Annotated in this window: 17 protein-coding genes; 1 reads left to right on the top strand and 16 read right to left on the bottom strand. The window is 50.0% G+C overall.

Annotated elements, in window-relative coordinates; translation table 11 throughout:
* Positions 1 to 6: 6 nt before the first annotated feature.
* The 4 genes from GM173_RS14830 to GM173_RS14815 form a co-directional block, all read right to left on the bottom strand.
* Entirely contained in the window at positions 7 to 624 is a 618-nt protein-coding gene (locus GM173_RS14830; RefSeq protein ID WP_203572166.1) for a 3'-5' exonuclease, read from the bottom strand.
* The gene (locus GM173_RS14825) at positions 621 to 2,423 is read right to left on the bottom strand and encodes a putative nucleotidyltransferase substrate binding domain-containing protein (protein ID WP_203572165.1); all 1,803 of its coding nucleotides are present in this window, start codon (positions 2,421 to 2,423) and stop codon (positions 621 to 623) included. Before GM173_RS14825 ends, GM173_RS14830 begins: the two co-directional genes overlap by 4 nt.
* A gap of 70 nt (positions 2,424 to 2,493) precedes the next feature.
* On the bottom strand, positions 2,494 to 4,302 hold the full coding sequence (locus GM173_RS14820; RefSeq protein WP_373309391.1) for a cation acetate symporter: 1,809 nt from the start codon (positions 4,300 to 4,302) through the stop codon (positions 2,494 to 2,496).
* Between the two features lie 11 nt (positions 4,303 to 4,313).
* Positions 4,314 to 4,622 (bottom strand): DUF485 domain-containing protein, encoded by a 309-nt coding sequence (locus tag GM173_RS14815; RefSeq protein ID WP_203572164.1) that lies wholly within the window; start codon positions 4,620 to 4,622, stop codon positions 4,314 to 4,316.
* Between the two features lie 228 nt (positions 4,623 to 4,850).
* Between GM173_RS14815 and GM173_RS14810 the strand changes: the two genes are divergently transcribed.
* Positions 4,851 to 5,762, top strand: a complete 912-nt coding sequence (locus GM173_RS14810) for a LysR family transcriptional regulator (protein WP_203572163.1) — start codon at positions 4,851 to 4,853, stop codon at positions 5,760 to 5,762.
* A gap of 121 nt (positions 5,763 to 5,883) precedes the next feature.
* Here the strand turns inward: GM173_RS14810 and rpmG are convergent, their stop codons facing one another.
* From rpmG to flhF, 12 genes are all read right to left on the bottom strand, one after another.
* Positions 5,884 to 6,039: a 50S ribosomal protein L33 gene (rpmG, locus tag GM173_RS14805; RefSeq protein WP_028449594.1), complete on the bottom strand. Its 156-nt coding sequence runs from the start codon at positions 6,037 to 6,039 to the stop codon at positions 5,884 to 5,886.
* 16 nt (positions 6,040 to 6,055) lie between these two features.
* Positions 6,056 to 6,289, bottom strand: coding sequence for a 50S ribosomal protein L28 (gene rpmB / locus GM173_RS14800; RefSeq protein WP_203572162.1), 234 nt, complete (start codon positions 6,287 to 6,289; stop codon positions 6,056 to 6,058).
* A gap of 151 nt (positions 6,290 to 6,440) precedes the next feature.
* A complete protein-coding gene (locus GM173_RS14795) occupies positions 6,441 to 8,849 on the bottom strand; it encodes a DNA translocase FtsK (RefSeq protein WP_203572161.1) in 2,409 nt (802 codons plus the stop codon).
* 95 nt (positions 8,850 to 8,944) lie between these two features.
* Positions 8,945 to 9,691 carry a lysophospholipid acyltransferase family protein gene (locus GM173_RS14790; protein WP_203572160.1) on the bottom strand — a complete coding sequence of 249 codons (747 nt, stop codon included), beginning with the start codon at positions 9,689 to 9,691 and terminating at the stop codon, positions 8,945 to 8,947.
* A 127-nt stretch (positions 9,692 to 9,818) separates the two neighbouring features.
* The gene (locus tag GM173_RS14785; RefSeq protein WP_203572159.1) at positions 9,819 to 10,562 is read right to left on the bottom strand and encodes a flagellar motor protein; all 744 of its coding nucleotides are present in this window, start codon (positions 10,560 to 10,562) and stop codon (positions 9,819 to 9,821) included.
* Complete coding sequence (locus tag GM173_RS14780; protein ID WP_203572158.1) at positions 10,555 to 11,301, bottom strand: RNA polymerase sigma factor FliA; 747 nt, start codon at positions 11,299 to 11,301, stop codon at positions 10,555 to 10,557. The genes GM173_RS14785 and GM173_RS14780 overlap by 8 nt, the downstream gene beginning before the upstream one ends.
* A 42-nt stretch (positions 11,302 to 11,343) precedes the next feature.
* Positions 11,344 to 11,934: an ABC-type transport auxiliary lipoprotein family protein gene (locus tag GM173_RS14775; RefSeq protein WP_203572157.1), complete on the bottom strand. Its 591-nt coding sequence runs from the start codon at positions 11,932 to 11,934 to the stop codon at positions 11,344 to 11,346.
* A complete protein-coding gene (locus GM173_RS14770; protein ID WP_203572156.1) occupies positions 11,931 to 12,974 on the bottom strand; it encodes an MlaD family protein in 1,044 nt (347 codons plus the stop codon). The genes GM173_RS14775 and GM173_RS14770 overlap by 4 nt, the downstream gene beginning before the upstream one ends.
* A 99-nt stretch (positions 12,975 to 13,073) precedes the next feature.
* Positions 13,074 to 13,841: an ABC transporter ATP-binding protein gene (locus GM173_RS14765; protein ID WP_203572155.1), complete on the bottom strand. Its 768-nt coding sequence runs from the start codon at positions 13,839 to 13,841 to the stop codon at positions 13,074 to 13,076.
* A 2-nt stretch (positions 13,842 to 13,843) separates the two neighbouring features.
* Positions 13,844 to 14,932: an ABC transporter permease gene (locus tag GM173_RS14760; RefSeq protein ID WP_203572154.1), complete on the bottom strand. Its 1,089-nt coding sequence runs from the start codon at positions 14,930 to 14,932 to the stop codon at positions 13,844 to 13,846.
* The gene (locus tag GM173_RS14755) at positions 14,919 to 15,818 is read right to left on the bottom strand and encodes a MinD/ParA family ATP-binding protein (protein ID WP_203572153.1); all 900 of its coding nucleotides are present in this window, start codon (positions 15,816 to 15,818) and stop codon (positions 14,919 to 14,921) included. The genes GM173_RS14760 and GM173_RS14755 overlap by 14 nt, the downstream gene beginning before the upstream one ends.
* Positions 15,819 to 15,857: 39 nt before the next feature.
* A complete protein-coding gene (gene flhF, locus GM173_RS14750) occupies positions 15,858 to 17,387 on the bottom strand; it encodes a flagellar biosynthesis GTPase FlhF (protein WP_203572152.1) in 1,530 nt (509 codons plus the stop codon).
* Between the last annotated feature and the right edge of the window lie 148 nt (positions 17,388 to 17,535).

Genomic DNA, 17,535 nt, shown 5'->3' with positions numbered 1-17,535 from the left:
TGTGGATTAACCTCTTTGAATTGATACCTGGTTAGAGAGCTTTAAAAAAATCATCGCAGCCGTGAGCGCATCGTTCATCGGGTCATGTCGCGGCAATTCGGGCAAGGCCAAGTCCGTGAGGATGCTTTTCAATGATAAATCAACCTCGGGCCGATAAGCGCTGACCTTTTTGTCGTAGTACAAACCAGACACATCAATACCTTGGTTGGGTAAATTGATGCCCAGCCAAGGTTTCAATTGTCGATTGATGACCGCTAAATCAAACTCGAGGTAGTACCCAACTAGTGGGCGACTACCTATATATAGCAGTAATTCTGTCAATGCATCGTGCAGTGTCAAACCTTCGTTCACGTCTTGTTGGCGCAATCCGTGTATGGGAATGGTTTTGGGGTCGATTGGGCCGCTGGGTTTAACTAGCCACTGGCGGCTGGTCGATTTGAGGATGGTGTTGCCTCGAATCATCACTGCCGCGATGGATAATATTTCGGCTTGCTTGGGGTTGAGACTGCTGGTTTCACAATCAATACTGACCCACTCATCACTGGGGACGGGGGCAAATAGAAAATCGAACCGCGCATCGCGTAATTGGCGTTGCCTAAGCCATTGCTGTAAATAGCGAATCATAAGAGATGCAACTTAAATTGGTGGCTAATATGCTGTTTAAAACGTTTGACCACGACAAAGGCGTCTTTGAGTAGATCGCGCTCGAGGGTCGTTAGTTGGCTGAGCGTAATTAAGTGGTCAATCGCCTTGCCTTGCTGCGCTTTTTGCAAACCAAATCGCAGTTGTAGGCTTTGTAAAAAGGCCAGTGTTTCGCTCAGCTCGCGCGCAAATTCAGCGGAGAGTAATCCTCGCTCACGCAGCGCATCGAGGCGATGATAGGAGTTACGCTGTTTGAGACCTGCTTTGAGTGCTAGGCAGCGAATGCCGTGCACCAAGGTGAAAATCCCGCCTTTTTTTAAATCGAGTTGTCCGCTGGTGCTGCGTAGCTGCGAGAAAAAGCCTAGGGGCGTATCAAACTGCACAATCGGCAGCGCAAAATGCCCGAGCAAGCTGTCATTCGGACTGAGGTCTTGTAGTAAGTAGTCGCGTAAGCGTGAAAACAAAGACTTGTCGCCGATGACGGGGTAGGCGTCGAGCCAAATTGCGAGGTTTAACATATGTTCTCCGCTGGTTTTGGCCTGCCAATCGTTAAACAAGAGTTTGAATTCGCTTTCGCTGCGCCGCCAATACGGATTATTCACCATCACTTTGCCCGCACAACTTGGGTAGCCAAAACGAATCAGTGCTTGGTTAAATTGTTCGCAGATCGCTACCAAATCTGGGTGGGTAAAACCGTCGGCAATAATCAGAGCGTTATCTTGATCGGTCGGTAAAATTTGTTCTCCCCGACCTTCTGAACCCATACAAAGCAAGCAAACCTGTTGGGTGATCTCTGGCGGCGCAATGAGTAACCAGATTTTTGCTAGCAACTTCCGATGTAATTCACGAATGGTGGCGGCGATCAAGGTGACTTTGATGCCTTGCCCTTGTTGCTGGCGAATGATTTTATCGGTTTGCGCCCAAGCTAATCCTAATTCGTCAAGATTGCGGGCGCGCTCGATTTGATTTTGAATCAGGTGCGAGTGTTGGGTCAGAAAGGCCAGCAAGTCGACTTGCTCGAGCGTACCAATAATGGTGTCGTCACGTTGAACGACAACCCGAGTGATGCTGTGCCTAACCATAAGTGCCATCGCAGCGTGCAGCGGTGCTGTATCTCTGATTGTGTGCAGGCGATATTGGGCATAGTCGGCTAGGCGTGCTTGGCTGGCATGTTGCTCACTGGTAACAAAGTCTCGTAAGTCCGTTTGGGTAAAAATGCCTGCCTGTTGTTGGTGCTGAATAAACACCGAGGTGCAAGCGTGCGCCTGCATATGTCGTGCAGCATCCAGAATGCTGGCTTCATGGCTGAGCCACTGAACTGGATGCAGGTACACTGAGTGAATGGGCGCTAATAATAAGGATTGCAGCTCATCACCTGCAGTAGCCGCTTGCGTGAGCATCGCCAAGCGCTGTGCGATGTCTTGATAAAAATAGGCCCCAAAGCGTGGATTGCTACGCATCAACTCTAAAATCAAGTCGCGCGGCACGCTAAATACCAAGCTGTCTTCGATTGCGACCCAGTGCTGGCTGGCGCTTTCATTCAGCAGTGCTTTTCCGTTAAGCGTTTCAAGCTCGCTGTAAACCGAGAGCACTTCGCTTTGCTCTTCTTCGGCGATCAGCCCCTTACTGACAATCAGCAAGGCGGTATTTGCCGCATTGGCCGCGATCACGGTGCTGCCACTGGCAAAATATTGAATGTCTAACGCTTGCTCAAAGCGATCTTGCTCGGAACTTGTGAGGCTGCTGTAGGGCGCAATTGTGAAATCAAATAAGGTTGACATCATAACTTCCTATCAATAAAAAACGCCCTACATCGGTATCGAGCAGGGCGTTATTAATGGGTATCAACTCTTAGTGCTTATCAGTTGCGCCTTCTGCGCCAATACCTGTCATAGAGCGAATGAACTGTGGCAAGAATTTGGCACGCTCTTCTGCGGCTTGCTGGCTGTTATCCAAGAGTGAAACAATCCAAATGGTAATAAAGGCCAGTGTCATCGAGAAGATGGTTGGGTTTTTGTACGGGAACCATTCGCTGCCTTTGTCGTGACCGAGTACTTCAACCCATACCGATGGGCCAAGGATAATCAGGGTCAAGGCACTGATCAAGCCAACGAAGCCACCAATCACTGCGCCACGAGTGGTCAAGCCTTTCCAGAACATCGACAAGAATAGCACTGGGAAGTTGGCCGAAGCGGCAATTGAGAAGGCCAAGCCCACCATAAATGCGATGTTTTGCTTTTCAAAGGCGATCCCTAAGAACATAGCCAAGAAACCGAGCGCGATGGTAGTGATTTTTGAAACACGAATTTCTTCGCTTTCAAGCGCTTTACCTTTTTTGATCACCGAAGCATAAATGTCGTGCGATACCGCAGATGCACCGGATAAGGTTAAGCCCGCCACTACGGCCAGAATCGTCGCAAAGGCCACCGCAGAGATAAAGCCAAGGAACAAATCACCGCCGACGGCATCAGACAAGTGAATCGCCGCCATATTTGAACCGCCAATCAAGGCACCAGATGCTTCCTTAAATTTCAAGCCCGCATCGCCCGACAGCAGCACGATCGCACCGAAGCCAATGATGAAAGTTAAAATATAGAAGTAACCGATAAAGCCTGTGGCAAAGAATACGGATTTACGTGCTTCTTTAGCATTCGATACGGTAAAAAAGCGCATCAAAATGTGTGGCAAACCCGCAGTACCAAACATCAGAGCCATACCCAGTGAAATGGCATCGATTGGGTTAGAAACCAAACCGCCTGGTGCCATGATGTTGGCTTTGGCCGCTGCAACAGCTGCTTTTGATGCCGCAGCAGCACTGGCGACTGCCGCAGAGGCATTGGGCGCATTGCTTGCCACTGCCGCGGCAGCTGCTTCAGCTGCGACATTGGCTTTAACTGCGAGGGCTTCAGCACCTGCGTGTTTAACGGCAACGGCTTGTTGGAATAGCGTTTCAAAGCTAAAACCAACGTGTTTCATCACCATAAAGGCCATGAAACTTGCACCGGATAAAAGTAAAATCGCTTTGATGATTTGTACCCAAGTCGTCGCCAACATACCGCCGAAGGTCACATACATAATCATCAAAATACCGACCAAGATAACTGCGTAGGTGTAATCCAAGCCAAACAATACTTGAATCAGTTTACCCGCGCCCACCATTTGAGCGATCAGATACAGTGCAACGACTACTAATGTACCGGTTGCCGCAAAAATACGGACTGGAATTTGGGAAAGGCGATACGATGCAACGTCGGCAAAAGTGTATTTACCCAAATTGCGCAAACGCTCGGCAATCAAAAAGGTAATCAGTGGCCAGCCGACCAGAAAGCCGATTGAGTAAATCAGCCCGTCGTAGCCAACACCAAACACCATCGCGGAAATACCAAGGAACGATGCCGCTGACATGTAGTCACCCGCAATCGCCAAGCCATTTTGGAAACCACTAATGCCACCGCCAGCAGCGTAGAAGTCTTTTGCTGATTTGGTGCGGCGAGCTGCCCAGTAAGTAATACCGAGTGTGAAGGCAACAAAAATTAAAAACATCACAATTGCTGGTAAATTGAGGTCGTGGCGTTTTTCCGCAGCACCTTCAATCGCGCCAGCAGCCCAAGTTGGCAGGCTAGAGACCAGCAGCAAACTTGCCGCACAGAGTCGTTGCATAGTTAATTTCATCATTTTTTCGCGTCCTCAACGACTTCGCGCGTGAGTTGGTCAAATTCCGTGTTAGCGCGGCGCACGTAGATGCCGGTAATCACAAAAACGGACAAAATAATCATAATGCCAATCGGGATGCCAATCGTTGTCACGCCACCGGAGAGTGATTGAGCCAGCGTAGCGGGTGAAAATGCGATGACCAAAATGAAACCGTAATAAATCACCAACATGACTACTGACAGTAACCAAGATAGGCTGGATTTTTTGCGCACCAGTTCTTTAAATTTGGGGTTCTGCTGAATGCGTTCAATCGTATGATCTTGCATGCTTTGCCTCCTTCTATAATTCGATCGTCAAACCCGAATGGGTATTGTGGCGTTAATCTATGTGAAAGCTTGCCATTTAGGCTAATTGCATTTTTTGATGCACGAAATCAGTTCGACTTATGTTCAATTGCATAAAGCTTACTTTCTTGTGTGTAATCAAGGTTTATCGACTACATTTTTGTGTTTGCCGATTTCCTTATCGGGGTGGAATGAGGGATAATCCTTAGTATGGAAATCTATCAATTACGTACATTTGTGACTGTGGCGCAACAAGGGCATTTGACCCAAGCTGCTGAATTGCTTCATTTGTCACAGCCTGCGGTGACTGCGCAGATCAAGGCACTGGAAGAAGAATTCGGCGTTTCGCTGTTTGAGCGCTATTCGGGCGGGGTGCAATTGACCGAGGCGGGTAAGCTGATTTTGCCTGAGGCCGAGCAAATTTTGGGGCAGGCGCGCAGCCTGCTGTATCGCGCCAAGGCCTTGCAAAATCAACCCAAGGGTAAGGTGAGAATCGGCACGATTGGGGTACCTGCACGACTCAAGCTCGGGCCGTGGCTGTCTTTGCTGCGGCAAAACTACCCATTACTGACCGTACAGACCACGCATGGTATTTCGGTGAGTATTCTGAATGATGTTCGCAAGAAAATTCTTGATGGTGGTTTTTATCTCGGTCGCAATCCGTATCAAAACGTCAGCACTGTGCCTTTACGAGAAATTGGTTTTTGTGTCGCTTTGCCGCCTGCCATGGCGGCAGACTTAATCAATGCTGATTGGAAGACTCTTGGCGCGGCGCCGTGGCTGGGATTGTCGCAATACACTAGCTTGGCCGATATTTCGCAAGAACTGTGGCGTAGTCAAAATATTGCCCCGAAATTGGTGGGTGAATTTGATGAAGAAGCTACTTTGCTGGAATTGATTAAATCCGGAATGGGTATCGCAATTTTGGCCGAGCGTACTGCACATCGGTATGCGGCAGATGGTTCGATTGTGCTGTGGCGTAATGGCGAAGTAGCAATTAGTGCACTGTTGCAGTTTATTTATTCTAGTGATCGAGAGCATGATCCAATGCTGGCGATGCTTACCAAAACCTTGTGCGAAATTTGGGATTTGGACGCGGAGCTGATGGCGCAGGCTAACTAAGGTTTAGGTGCGGGTATTGGATCGCGAGCCTTGTGAGATTTGGCTTTTGGTTATATACCCGTGTAAAAACAAAAACCCCACTCGGTAGAGTGGGGTTCGAGTATGGAGTCACTGCACTGAATTACTTCAGTTTAGTTTCCTTGTAGATCACGTGCTTGCGAGCAACTGGATCGAACTTTTTGATTTCCATCTTTTCTGGCATGGTACGTTTGTTTTTGGTCGTTGTGTAGAAATGACCAGTACCAGCAGAAGATTCTAGCTTGATTTTATCACGCATGATTTATTTCCTTAGCTTACAGTTCGCCGCGCGCGCGCAGATCTGCCAAAACCACATCGATGCCATTCTTGTCGATGGTGCGCAGCGCTGCGTTAGAAACGCGCAAGCGAATAAAGCGGTTTTCGCTTTCAACCCAGAACCGGCGGGATTGCAGGTTTGGTAGGAAGCGACGTTTAGTTTTGTTATTGGCGTGGGAAACGTTATTCCCTGTCATCGGGCCTTTGCCGGTGACTACACATACTCGTGCCATGATTCTGTCCTGACGTTCGGAACTGGAAAAGTCCACGTTTATATCATAAAGCGCAGACAGAGTTCAAGTTCTTTGATAAAAAACTTCAGACTTGAGTCTCTGAAGTGACTGATTTGCAACGTTTTGCATTCTAAAAAATGCTCAGGCGACATTATTCACTGATTGGCGGCGCAAGTACAGTCCGGTTGCCATTTGTTTCCATAGAAGAGACTAATCCGGCCTGTTCCATTTGCTCGATCAGGCGTGCTGCGCGGTTATAACCGATGCGCAACTGCCGTTGGACGGATGAAATGGATGCTTTGCGGGTTTTAAGTACAAAGGCCACTGCTTCGTCATACAGCGCATCGGCTTCGCTACCGTCTGCATTGCCGGTACTAATACCACCTGCAGCCGCTTCGGCTTCAAAGCCACCGTTGAGGATGCCATCAATGTAATTGGGCTCGCCCAGTGATTTGAGGTAGTCAACGACGTGATGCACTTCATCATCAGCGACAAACGCGCCATGAATTCGCTGCGGGTAGCCCGAGCCAGGTGGTAAAAATAACATATCACCTTGGCCGAGTAGCGCTTCGGCACCCATTTGATCCAGAATCGTGCGGCTGTCGATTTTGCTGGAGACTTGGAATGCGAGGCGCGTTGGGATATTGGCTTTAATCAAGCCGGTAATCACGTCCACTGACGGTCGCTGCGTCGCCAAAATCAGATGAATTCCCGCCGCCCGTGCTTTTTGCGCCAACCGAGCGATTAGTTCTTCAATTTTTTTACCAGCGACCATCATCAAGTCGGCGAATTCATCGACCACCACGACAATAAATGGTAGATGTTCTAAGCGCTCAGGGTCATCCGGCGTCAGGCTAAATGGATTGGTGAGGTGCTTCCCTGCTTTTTCAGCTTCTTTGATTTTTTGGTTGTAACCGGCCAAATTACGCACGCCTATTGCGCTGAGTAGGCGATAGCGTTTCTCCATTTCCGCTACGCACCAATTCAAGGCGTTGGCGGCGAGCTTCATATCGGTGACAACCGGCGCGAGTAAATGTGGAATACCTTCATAGATCGACAATTCCAACATTTTTGGGTCGATCATAATAAACCGAACTTCTTCGGGCGTCGCCTTATATACCAGCGACAAGATCATTGCGTTCACCCCGACCGATTTCCCCGAGCCGGTCGTTCCTGCTACTAGCATATGCGGTGCTTTACCGAGGTCGGTCACGACGGGTTTGCCAGTGATGTCTTTACCTAGGGCAATGGTTAATTTGCTGCCCATATCGTGGTAGGGCTCGCTTGATAGGATTTCTGAAAGTCGAATCATTTGTCGGGTCGGATTCGGTAGCTCAAGACCCATATAGGTTTTGCCCGGAATGGTCTCAACGACACGAATTGAGACCAAACCCAAAGCTCGGGCAAGATCTTTCATTAGGTTGACGATTTGTGAGCCTTTCACCCCAACCGCGGGCTCGATTTCGTAGCGGGTAATTACGGGGCCGGGATAGGCTGCGACGATTTTAACTTCGACATTAAAATCGGCTAATTTGCGCTCGATAAGGCGAGAGGTAAATTCCAGAGTTTCTTTGCTGATCGTTTCTTGGGACGCCACTACGGGTGCTAACAGCGCCAGAGCTGGTAGTGAGTTATTGTGATTGACGATCGCCGCCGCTGGGCGTTTGCTTGGCGTCGGAGGGAGATCGTCTTCAGCAAATAGCAAAGGCTGTGCTGAGAGCTTGCTGGCTTGGGCTTGTTGTTTTTCTAGCTCTTTTTTTTCTCGTTCAAGACGTTTTTCGACTTGGCGTGCGACTGGAATATCGAGGGTTGGCGTTTCAATAATCAGTGGCTCTTTGTCTGCCTGTTTTTGCTTGGCGGCAATCACTTGTTCATCACGTGCTTTTTTGGTTTCTCGACCGATGCGGCGATCTTTGGCGGCTTGGATGGCATTGACTAAATTCAGGTAAGTTACCTCGAGTAGGGTGCCGATGTTTTCCATGACATTAAGCCAAGACAAACCAGTAAATAGCGAGATCCCCAAGCAAAAGGTGGTAATCAAAATAAGGGTGGCGCCGCTAAAACCAAAACTGAGCGTCATCCAGCTCCCAAGAGCCAAGCCAAGCATTCCACCGGGTACGTAAGGGAGAGGAGCGCTGAGCGAATGCATCCGCAAAGCTTCAAATGCACTGCTGGAAAAAACAATTAGGGTAAAGCCAAGGCAAGCTAAGAAGACCACGGGACGTGGCGATTCGGCGACGCGGTCAATCCGTCGATAGCCCCACAAAATGGCAGCGAATAAAAATACCGTCCACCACCACGCAGAAAAACCAAACATATACAGCAAAACATCTGCTACCCATGCGCCAAAGCTGCCGCCGCGGTTATACACCATGGCTTCGGTGGCGCTGTGTGACCAGCCGGGGTCGGCTTGATGGTAGGTTGAAAGTACGAGTACGAGATAAGCCAACACGACAACCAAGATTAGCCACCACGATTCGCGCAGTAAATTTGCTAAGCCGGGAGGCAAAGCGGCGCGGGTGGAGACATTAGCAACATTTTTTTTACGAAATAATGGCATTGTGGATATCTGGAGACGAGAAGCTTTCGCGATTATAACGGCAAGCCTGTTGTCTGTTTGCTAAATGAATTATTTTGTGGGCTGAAGTCATCAAATTAATCAAGAAATCGCCGCTGCCAATCCAGATACTGTTGATGTGTGCTGCTGCAATAGCTTTCTTTGTCGGCAAAATCGCTCGGAAAGAGCGGGTCAAACACATGGTAGTGCACAATAGAATTAGGGCTGGTGAGAATGGCCCATAATTTTTGAGGGAGGCTTTCTTTTTGACGCCATTCAAATATTTCTTGTGCTTCGTGATGTAAAAAAACTGGGACGATAGGGGTGTTGGTTGCGATAGAGACGGCAAACGCACCAAATAAAAATCGATCTGCAATACGTCGTCCTTTGCAGCCGCCTTCAGGGTAGAGTGCAATATTGTCGCCAGATTGCACCGCAGCAATGAGCTCGGCCTGCGCGGTTTGGCGAGAGGCTTTGTTCTCCCTTTGCACGTAGAGCGTTCCTGCTGCCGTTGCAATTTTGCCGACCAAAAACCAATCTTTGACCTCAATTTTTGCCAGACTGCGTACCGCAAACAGCGATGGAATTCCGACGTCTTCTAATGCCGATGGATGGTTTGCGATCAGAATGTAGTGCTCTGGCAGCGCTTGCCGCTGATGTTGGTGCAGACGAATAGAAACGCCTAAGGCCGAGACAAAGCAACGGCACCAAGCATGAAATAAGCAGGGATAAAACCGCAACAGCACGGATTGGGGGAGCAAAGAGAGCAACAACATGATCAAGCTGAACACGGCTAAATCAAGCAACGCGATACTGCGAATCAAACAACGAATCAGCCAGAGCATGGTGGTGGCCTCACAAAGGGTGATACTCTGACTATAGCTGGGCTGGTTTGATTTGCTGGGTTGGTAGGGTATATGTAGCTAGCCATCAATAAGCAATGGCTGGCTAAATATACCTAGAGGTGCCTGCTTAGTGGTGCAAAAATCCGGCGAGTTTGTTTTCCAATAGACGGGGATTTTCGCCATTGGCGATCGTGACTAAGCCTTCCGCGACCATTTCGCGGCGGCGGACTTCGAGCATGATGTAATGCTTGAGTTTGTTGGCAACCGGTAGGAAAAACATATTAGCTGCACCGACCCCATAAATGGTTGCGACAAACGCGACTGCAATCCCCGCACCAAGTTTCGAGGGGTCAGTCAGATTTTCCATGACGTGAATTAATCCGAGCACCGCGCCTAAAATGCCAAACGTGGGCGAATACCCGCCAGCAGATTCCCAGATCTTGGCGGCGGCGCGAGCTTGATCTTCGTAAGCGTCGATATCGAGTTCCATCGCACGGCGAATGGTTTCGGGCTCGGCTCCATCCACGACCATTTGTAGCCCCCGTTTGACGAAGGGGTCTTTTTCGCTATTGAGAAAAGCTTCCAAGGCCAATAAACCGCCGCGGCGAGCTTGGGTGGCCCAATTCATTAAGGTGGTAAGTAGTTTTCTAAAATCCATCGTTGGCGGAATGAAAATCCATTTGAGCATTTTCAAGCCAGCAATAAAGTGCCGCGTTTGCGTTTGTAGCATTACAGCGCCGACGGTACCGCCCATTACAATTAAAAATGCCGTAAATTGAATTAGCGAATTGATGTGGCCGCCTTCTAGCCACTGCCCAAGGATGATGGCGATAATGCCGAGAATGACGCCAAAAACACTGATTTTATCCATTAGCCAGCCAATCCTTTAACTTGCCACGTAGGCGTGCAATCGCCTGACTATGTAATTGGCAAACTCGTGATTCAGAGACACCAAGTACGGCACCGATTTCTTTTAAATTGAGTTCTTCATCGTAATACAGCGCCATTAGCAGCTTTTCACGCTCTGGTAATAGCTCAATCCCTGCGATCAACTGCGAACGAAATCTATCATCGGAAAACAGATCTGCAGGATTCGCGCTGCTGTCGGCTGCGTATTGATCAAGTTGGTCGTTGTCACCATCTTGTTCAAAATCTTCATAATGCAGTAATTGATGCCCACGCGCATCGCCGAGCATTTCTTGATATTCCGCGAGGGGAATATTCATTTTGGCGGCCACTTCGCCTTCAGAAGGGGCGCGGCTTAGTGTTTGCTCAAGTTGCACCACCGTGCGCTCGATTTCACGCATATTGCGCCGCGCTTGGCGGGGTAACCAATCGGCATTCCGTAGTTCATCAAGCATGGCTCCACGGATGCGTTGGCTGGCAAAAGTTTCAAACTGCACGCCGGCGTCAGGGTCAAAATTGCGCGCGGCTTCCATCAGGCCGATTAGGCCGACTTGGATTAAATCATCGACATCCACACTGGCCGGGAGTTTGCTCATCATGTGGTAGGCGATTTTACGTACCAAAGGTGCGTGCTTTTCCACGCGATCATCTTCGCTGCTGTTTTGGGTGTTGCGATAAAGTGAAAGTGCGCGATGAGCTGACATGAATGTTAATTAAGTAATTCCGTCTTTAAGTGTAGCTCACTACTAGGGCTTTGCCGCAAGCAGTGAAGCTTCTAATTGCAATAAAATCGCATTTAAGGCGCGGTTAAAACCGATTACGGCTTGTTCCGGGCTGGCATCAGTGATGGCTTCGCGGCTGCTCAGTAAAAATACCTTGGGTACCGTTTGAAGATCATTTGATAAAGCATAGCGTATTTCGAGGACGACCGTCGGCTTGGCTGGTGCGCTAACGTCAATATAAATCTGAATTAGTTCGCCTTCTAATTTCCACTCCGGAATTTGGGTGCTGCCTTGCGGTAAGACTGCGCTAAATAAACCGCTACGCGATAATCGTTCGCGGGTTTGTGTGCTGATTTGCTGCGCTGGGGGCGCTAAAAAGCGATTGTGTGGGTCTAGCACAAAGCGTTGTGCGCTTTCTTTATAAATCAGTGATTGCGCGTTATAAGGCCGGCTGCTTCGTAGCTCACTCACTTGTAACACCCCAAATATAGGGGGAAGGGTGGTTTTATGTTCGCTGCGTTCGGCGCTCAATAGAAAGTCTTGCCGTTGAACGGGGGCTGAGCCGCAGCCGACTAAGACCGTGCACAGCAATAATAGACTGAAATAAATTTTCATGGTTTGGGCGGCACGTAAGGTGGAACGGGTTGCGAAAACAACAGTCGGCTTGGTTGTTGCTCAACTTGCTCGAGGATCGATTTGAGGCTGGCGCTACTGCTGTTGAGGTTTTCAATCAGTTGACCCACTTCCGACTCTTGGCTGGCGGTGAGGCGATCCAGGCGCTGAGTTACTCGATCAATGCGCTGCACCGCGCTGGCAATGGCGGGATTGCCGATGATCTGGCGTGCATCTTGCGCTGCTTGTGCTAAGTCTGCTGGTGCGCTGATCCAGCCTGGTTGGCTAAGGACGGTTTGCAAAGCTTGATTGGTTTGCCGTGTTTCAATGAGTAAATTCGTTGCTTCATCAGCCATTGTTTTGACTGGAATTTGCGTCATATTACCTAATACGGTGTCCATTTTTTGCGTAATGCTGAGTAAGGGTAAGGGGGCGATTTTTTGTTCGGCGGTCGTCAGTAATTGATCCAATCTCGCTAGCGTACCTTCCAAATCGAGCTGTTTTAATTTGCTCATCAACTCTTGTGCGCCATTGACAAATTGCCCTACGGTGCTGGGGGCTGATGGGATAAACAGATGATCTGGCGTCCAGTTAAAAGCCAGTTGGCGGGTTTGCGGATTCAGATAGTCGATTTCAAGATAGCTGGTGCCAGTTAGGCCTTGCGGTGCAATTTTGACTCGCAGGCCTTTTTTAATTTCAACATCCAGTGTCTCTTGCGTTGGATTGGAGAGACCTTTGCTGGCAAACATATCGCTGGAAAGTCGTGTTTCAACGAGAACTAATTGCAAGCGATCTGACCTAGGCAGCCCTTGTTCATAGCGGGCATAGGTAAAGGTGATTGCACTGACTTCGCCGACTACGACGCCGCGATAGCGAACTTTTGAGCCAATATCAAGTCCTTGCACCGACTCATCAAAGTAGGTCTCGAGTAGGAAGGTTTTGTTAAACCATTTTCCGCTGCCAAGCCCAATCATCAAAATCGCTCCCAGTAAAATGGCAGCTAAGATAAACAAGCCGAGGCGAAAGTTGGATTTTTGTTCCATGGTTTAGTGTAATCCCTGCATCGTTTGTTTCTTTATAATGAGTCAGTTATTGGTGAAATGAGCTTGCGCTTCTATTTTGCGTGAATGACAGCGATAAAATCAATCATTAGCAGCTGCCTTCTGTGGTGTTTGTCCGCGATTAAAAAAACCACTGACTCGGATGTCTTCTGAATTAGCGAGCGCTTGTGGGGTATCAATCGCAATAATACTTTGCATAGATTTATCGAGCATGATGGCGCGGTCGGCAATTGCATTAATGCTGGCGAGTTCGTGCGTGACAACGACAAAGGTAACTTGTTGCGTTTCGGCGATGCGGCGAATGAGTTCATCCAGTTCAGCCGAAGTGATTGGGTCTAGGCCTGCTGATGGCTCATCTAAGAATAAAATTTTAGGGTCAAGCGCCATCGCACGGGCAATCGCCGCTCGTTTTTGCATGCCGCCCGATAATTCCGCTGGCGCGTAATCGGCAAATTCCTCTAGCCCAACTAGGCGCAATTTTAGTCGTGCTAAAGCATCAATCGCAGCGGCATCGAGCTGGCTAAAGCTTTCCAGCGGTAGAGCGACATTTTCAAGCACAGTGAGTGAGCCAAATAAGGCTCCCGATTGAAACATTACACCAAAGTGACGCAGTATATCGCTACGCTCATTGCCGGATGTGCCTACTAGCTCAATACCTGCGATTTTTATGCTGCCCGAGAGCGGAGGAAATAGGCCAATCAGATGCTTGAGCAAGGTGGATTTCCCGCAGCCTGAACCGCCCAAAATCGCCACGACTTCGCCGCGCTGAATATCAAAATTGATGTCTTTTAGAATAAGTCTAGTGCCATAACCGCAGTTCAAATCTCGAACTTCAATCAGCGCGCTCATGATTACCAGCCCATGTGGTAAGCCACCACAGCAAATAAACCGTCAGCAACGACAAGCAAGACCAAGGTTTGCACGACCGCTTGCGTGGTTGCTGCGCCGACGGCGCTGGCACCGTTGCCGGTATTCAGACCACGCAGGCAACCGACGGAGGCGACGATAAAACCAAAAATTGCTGCTTTGGCTAGGCCGGTACTAAAGTCGACCAAGTCAACTTGGGTGCTGACTTGATTCCAAAAGGTGCTGAATGGAATACCAAAGCCTTTCATCACTAAGGCGCCGCCGAATAAACCGACCGCTTCGGCAAATAAGGTGAGGAGTGGCGCCATCAAAACCCCTGCCATTAAGCGCGGCAAGACTAAAAAGCGCATCGGATCAAAGCCAAACGTGACCAGCGCGTTGACCTCTTCATTCACTTTCATCGTGCCGATTTCAGCGGCAAACGCTGCGCCCGAGCGGCCTGCCAGTAAAATCGCAGTAACCAGCGGCCCAAGTTCACGAATTAGCGATAGCCCGAGCAAGTTGGCCACATACAGTTCCGCGCCAAATTGGCGCATTGGAATCGCCGATTGAAAGGCGAGAATCACACCTAATAAAATCGAAATGAGTGCCACAATCGGCACTGCATTGGCGCCGACCAGCTCGCATTGCTGCAAGAAATCGCGATAGCGAAAGGTCTTAGGCTGCGTAATGGTGTTGAACACGGCGTGTGCAATCGCGCCCAAGAAGCTGATTTGCCGTTCAAATTCAGCAAAAATGCCTGCTGTTTGTTGGCCTACTTGGGCGATTAGATTGACACGCGGTTTGGCTGAGGCACGAATCAGCGCTTGTTCAGGATTAAGGGCCGTAAGTAAGCGCTGACTTTGTTCTGGTAAGTTTTCGAGTTGCGCACCGCGCTGGATCAGTTCGAATAAGAGCGCAGCGCCAGCGCCATCGCATTGCTGAATTTCGCTGGCATCAATGCAGGTGCTGGCCCATTCGGTGCTGCGAATCAACGGCCACAGCTCAGGCACGGTGGCGAGTGTTAAATCTCCGCACAGTCGAAATGGTGTTTGCGCTTCTGGAGGGATTAATTGCGTTTTAGTGGCTGCCATGTGGAATTCGCTCCGCCACTATTTTTGATGATTCAATCAGGCGGTATATGATGCTAGCCATTGTTCCGTTTGACTGGCGGGGTGGTACCCACCTTAGCATCGCATCGGCTAGCTGCCGAATGGCAGCACTGGCTTCGGCATCGGGAAACGCTTCAAGTACCGGGCGACCAAGTCGAGTGGCGCGGTTGAGCCATTCATCTTCCGGGACATAGCCGATTAGCTTGAGCTGAATTTCTTCACCTAAATATTGTTGCGCCACCGCGCGTACCCGATCAAACAGCGTCATCGCTTCGCCTAAACTGGCGACGCGATTGACCAAGACTCGAAAATCGCGCCGCGCATACTCGGTGGCGAGTTGTTTGATGCAGGCATAGGCATCGGTTAACGATTCGGCGCGGTTTGAGAGCACAATCACCACATCATCGGCGGCAAGCGACAGGCTGGGTACATTTTGTGCCATCGCTGGGCGTGTATCGAGCAATAAGTAATCGAGGGGTTCGGTCAGTTGTTCAAACTCAGCCGCGAGCCAACGTTGCTCACCTTCGTTGAGGTTGGCAAGTAAATGCGGCTGGGCGGCAATCGGTAAAATGCCAAAACCGTATTGGCTTTCGATGAGCGTATCAAACAGGCTGACTTCGCGGCGCAAAACGTGCCCAAGCTCGAAACCTGCCGCTAAATGCAGCCGATGTGGAATGTTGTGTAAGCCCGTAAATTCGTCAAGTACCACCACTTGACGCTCGCGTTCGGCGAGCGCAGCGGCCAGATTAATAACAAGGGTAGTCGTTCCAGCGTCGCCGCGACCGCCAGACAGGCTAACCGTGCGGCAGGTGGGCGTGGTAACCAGTTGCCGCAAACCCGCCGCCTGATCGAGCCAGCGTTTAGGCACGGAGCTTTCCTTGATGCTTGAACGGAAGTTGCTGCATGCTCATCGTGGTGCGGTCGAGATGGTGAAGTCAGTTGGCGTGTCTTGCGTGCTCATAAACAAGGGATATTCATCTTTTTGCAGTTGAAAGACGCTATTTTCTTGTGGGCTACGAAATGCGCGGTCGACCAAGTAGGCCAAGTTCGCTCGATGTAAATCTTCGGGAACGCGTTGGCCATTGGTCACAAAGTGCAGCGGCAGCCGATGGCGAATCGCGACATCAAGGCAACCACCGAGCGCCATCGTTTCATCGAGTTTGGACAAAATGCAGCCGACTAGGTGATTATTTTTGTAGCGGCGAGCCACATCATCCAAGGTACCCGCTTGCGCGTTGGCAGCGAGCAGCAGCACCGTGCCGACGTTATCTTGACCAAACATCGCGAGTTGCTCGCCAATTCTTTGGTCGCGCTGCCCCATTCCCACGGTGTCGATTAGGACTAAATGCCGATCGCTGAGTTCGCCCAAGGTGAGTTGCAAGTCGGTTTCGTCTTTGACGTCGTGCACGGGAACACCCAAAATGCGGCCGTAAATTCGTAATTGATCGTGCGCGCCAATCCGGTAGCTATCGGTGGTGAGTAGTGCAACTGACTGTGGGCCGTAGGCAAGGGCGCAACGAGCGGCGAGTTTGGCGACGGTGGTGGTTTTACCAACGCCAGTAGGGCCAATTAGCGCATAGACTCCGCCGCGCTCAACGATGTCATCTTTAGCGCTGATCGAGGGCAGATTGTGCGTTAGTGCGGCTTTCACCCATTTCATGCCAGTGTCTAGGCTCATGCCATTGGGCATTTTTTCGATCAACTGGCGCGATAGGGCGGCGCAAAAACCAGCACTGAGTAGCTGGCGCAGTACTTCGAGTTTTTCTGGCGCGTGCTTGGAGAGCTCTCCCCATGCCATGCCTGCCATTTGGCTTTCGAGTAAACCTCGCAACATGCGGATTTCGCGGGCAATGTCTTGCATTGCCTCTTGGTCAACCGATGGTGCAGCTGGCTTGACGACTTCGTCTTCAAAGCTAAACGTCGGAAGTGGCTTTTCTGCAACAGCAGGCCGACGCGGTGGTGGCGCAGGGCGAGCTGGTGGCTCTTTACGCGACTCTTCAGCGGGGGCTGGTCGATTGATGTAATCGGTAAACGCGACTTCTGGTCGTGCTGGCGCAGTCGCCGCAGGGCGATTACTGCGTAATACGGATGGCACTTCGTAAGGAACATCATCGAGCGTGGGCTCTTGCTCATCGTCGGGGATGGCGTAAGAGCGGGCTAATGCTTTGCTGATCGTTGGCGAGGCGGGCGCTTGCTGTTGTGCTGAATTCATCAGTCGTGCGCCATTTTGTGCAGCACGAGTTGCCGGTTTTGGCGGCGCTGCGACGGTTTGGATATTCGTTAGCGCGGCCACATCGGCATCGGCGACCGCCATAATTTCAATGCCACCACCTGCGACTTGACGATTCGACAAGATAAGCGCGTCTGGCCCCAGTTCATCGCGAACTTGGCGCAGCGCATCACGGGTGGTGGCTCCGAAGAATTTTTTAACGAGCATATGATGAAATAATGATCACAGCGTTTCCGTACACAAGTGCATTAAGCAAGTACGCCCCAAATTTTTATATCTGCAATAAACGGCGATTATCACTGTTCCTGCGTTTCTACACAATTTAATGCCAAACTTTTGCATCGATTTGGCCAGT

Origin of the sequence: Deefgea chitinilytica, assembly GCF_016881405.1 — a bacterium.
GTDB classification, from domain to species: domain Bacteria; phylum Pseudomonadota; class Gammaproteobacteria; order Burkholderiales; family Chitinibacteraceae; genus Deefgea; species Deefgea chitinilytica.
The sequence above is the reverse complement of the archived record's forward strand: the minus strand, read 5'-3'. Positions and strand labels throughout refer to the sequence as shown.

Bases quoted from the DNA above. Each gene is read 5' to 3' on its own strand.
- rpmB (WP_203572162.1), bottom strand. From the start codon at position 6,289: ATGGCACGAGTATGTGTAGTCACCGGCAAAGGCCCGATGACAGGGAAT.
- GM173_RS14770 (WP_203572156.1), bottom strand. From the start codon at position 12,974: ATGGAACAAAAATCCAACTTTCGCCTCGGCTTGTTTATCTTAGCTGCC.
- GM173_RS14820 (WP_373309391.1), bottom strand. From the start codon at position 4,302: ATGCAACGACTCTGTGCGGCAAGTTTGCTGCTGGTCTCTAGCCTGCCA.
- GM173_RS14795 (WP_203572161.1), bottom strand. From the start codon at position 8,849: ATGCCATTATTTCGTAAAAAAAATGTTGCTAATGTCTCCACCCGCGCC.
- GM173_RS14760 (WP_203572154.1), bottom strand. From the start codon at position 14,932: ATGGCAGCCACTAAAACGCAATTAATCCCTCCAGAAGCGCAAACACCA.
- GM173_RS14815 (WP_203572164.1), bottom strand. From the start codon at position 4,622: ATGCAAGATCATACGATTGAACGCATTCAGCAGAACCCCAAATTTAAA.
- GM173_RS14765 (WP_203572155.1), bottom strand. From the start codon at position 13,841: ATGAGCGCGCTGATTGAAGTTCGAGATTTGAACTGCGGTTATGGCACT.
- GM173_RS14785 (WP_203572159.1), bottom strand. From the start codon at position 10,562: ATGGATAAAATCAGTGTTTTTGGCGTCATTCTCGGCATTATCGCCATC.
- GM173_RS14830 (WP_203572166.1), bottom strand. From the start codon at position 624: ATGATTCGCTATTTACAGCAATGGCTTAGGCAACGCCAATTACGCGAT.
- GM173_RS14825 (WP_203572165.1), bottom strand. From the start codon at position 2,423: ATGTCAACCTTATTTGATTTCACAATTGCGCCCTACAGCAGCCTCACA.
- GM173_RS14810 (WP_203572163.1), top strand. From the start codon at position 4,851: ATGGAAATCTATCAATTACGTACATTTGTGACTGTGGCGCAACAAGGG.
- rpmG (WP_028449594.1), bottom strand. From the start codon at position 6,039: ATGCGTGATAAAATCAAGCTAGAATCTTCTGCTGGTACTGGTCATTTC.
- flhF (WP_203572152.1), bottom strand. From the start codon at position 17,387: ATGCTCGTTAAAAAATTCTTCGGAGCCACCACCCGTGATGCGCTGCGC.
- GM173_RS14775 (WP_203572157.1), bottom strand. From the start codon at position 11,934: ATGAAAATTTATTTCAGTCTATTATTGCTGTGCACGGTCTTAGTCGGC.
- GM173_RS14790 (WP_203572160.1), bottom strand. From the start codon at position 9,691: ATGCTCTGGCTGATTCGTTGTTTGATTCGCAGTATCGCGTTGCTTGAT.
- GM173_RS14780 (WP_203572158.1), bottom strand. From the start codon at position 11,301: ATGTCAGCTCATCGCGCACTTTCACTTTATCGCAACACCCAAAACAGC.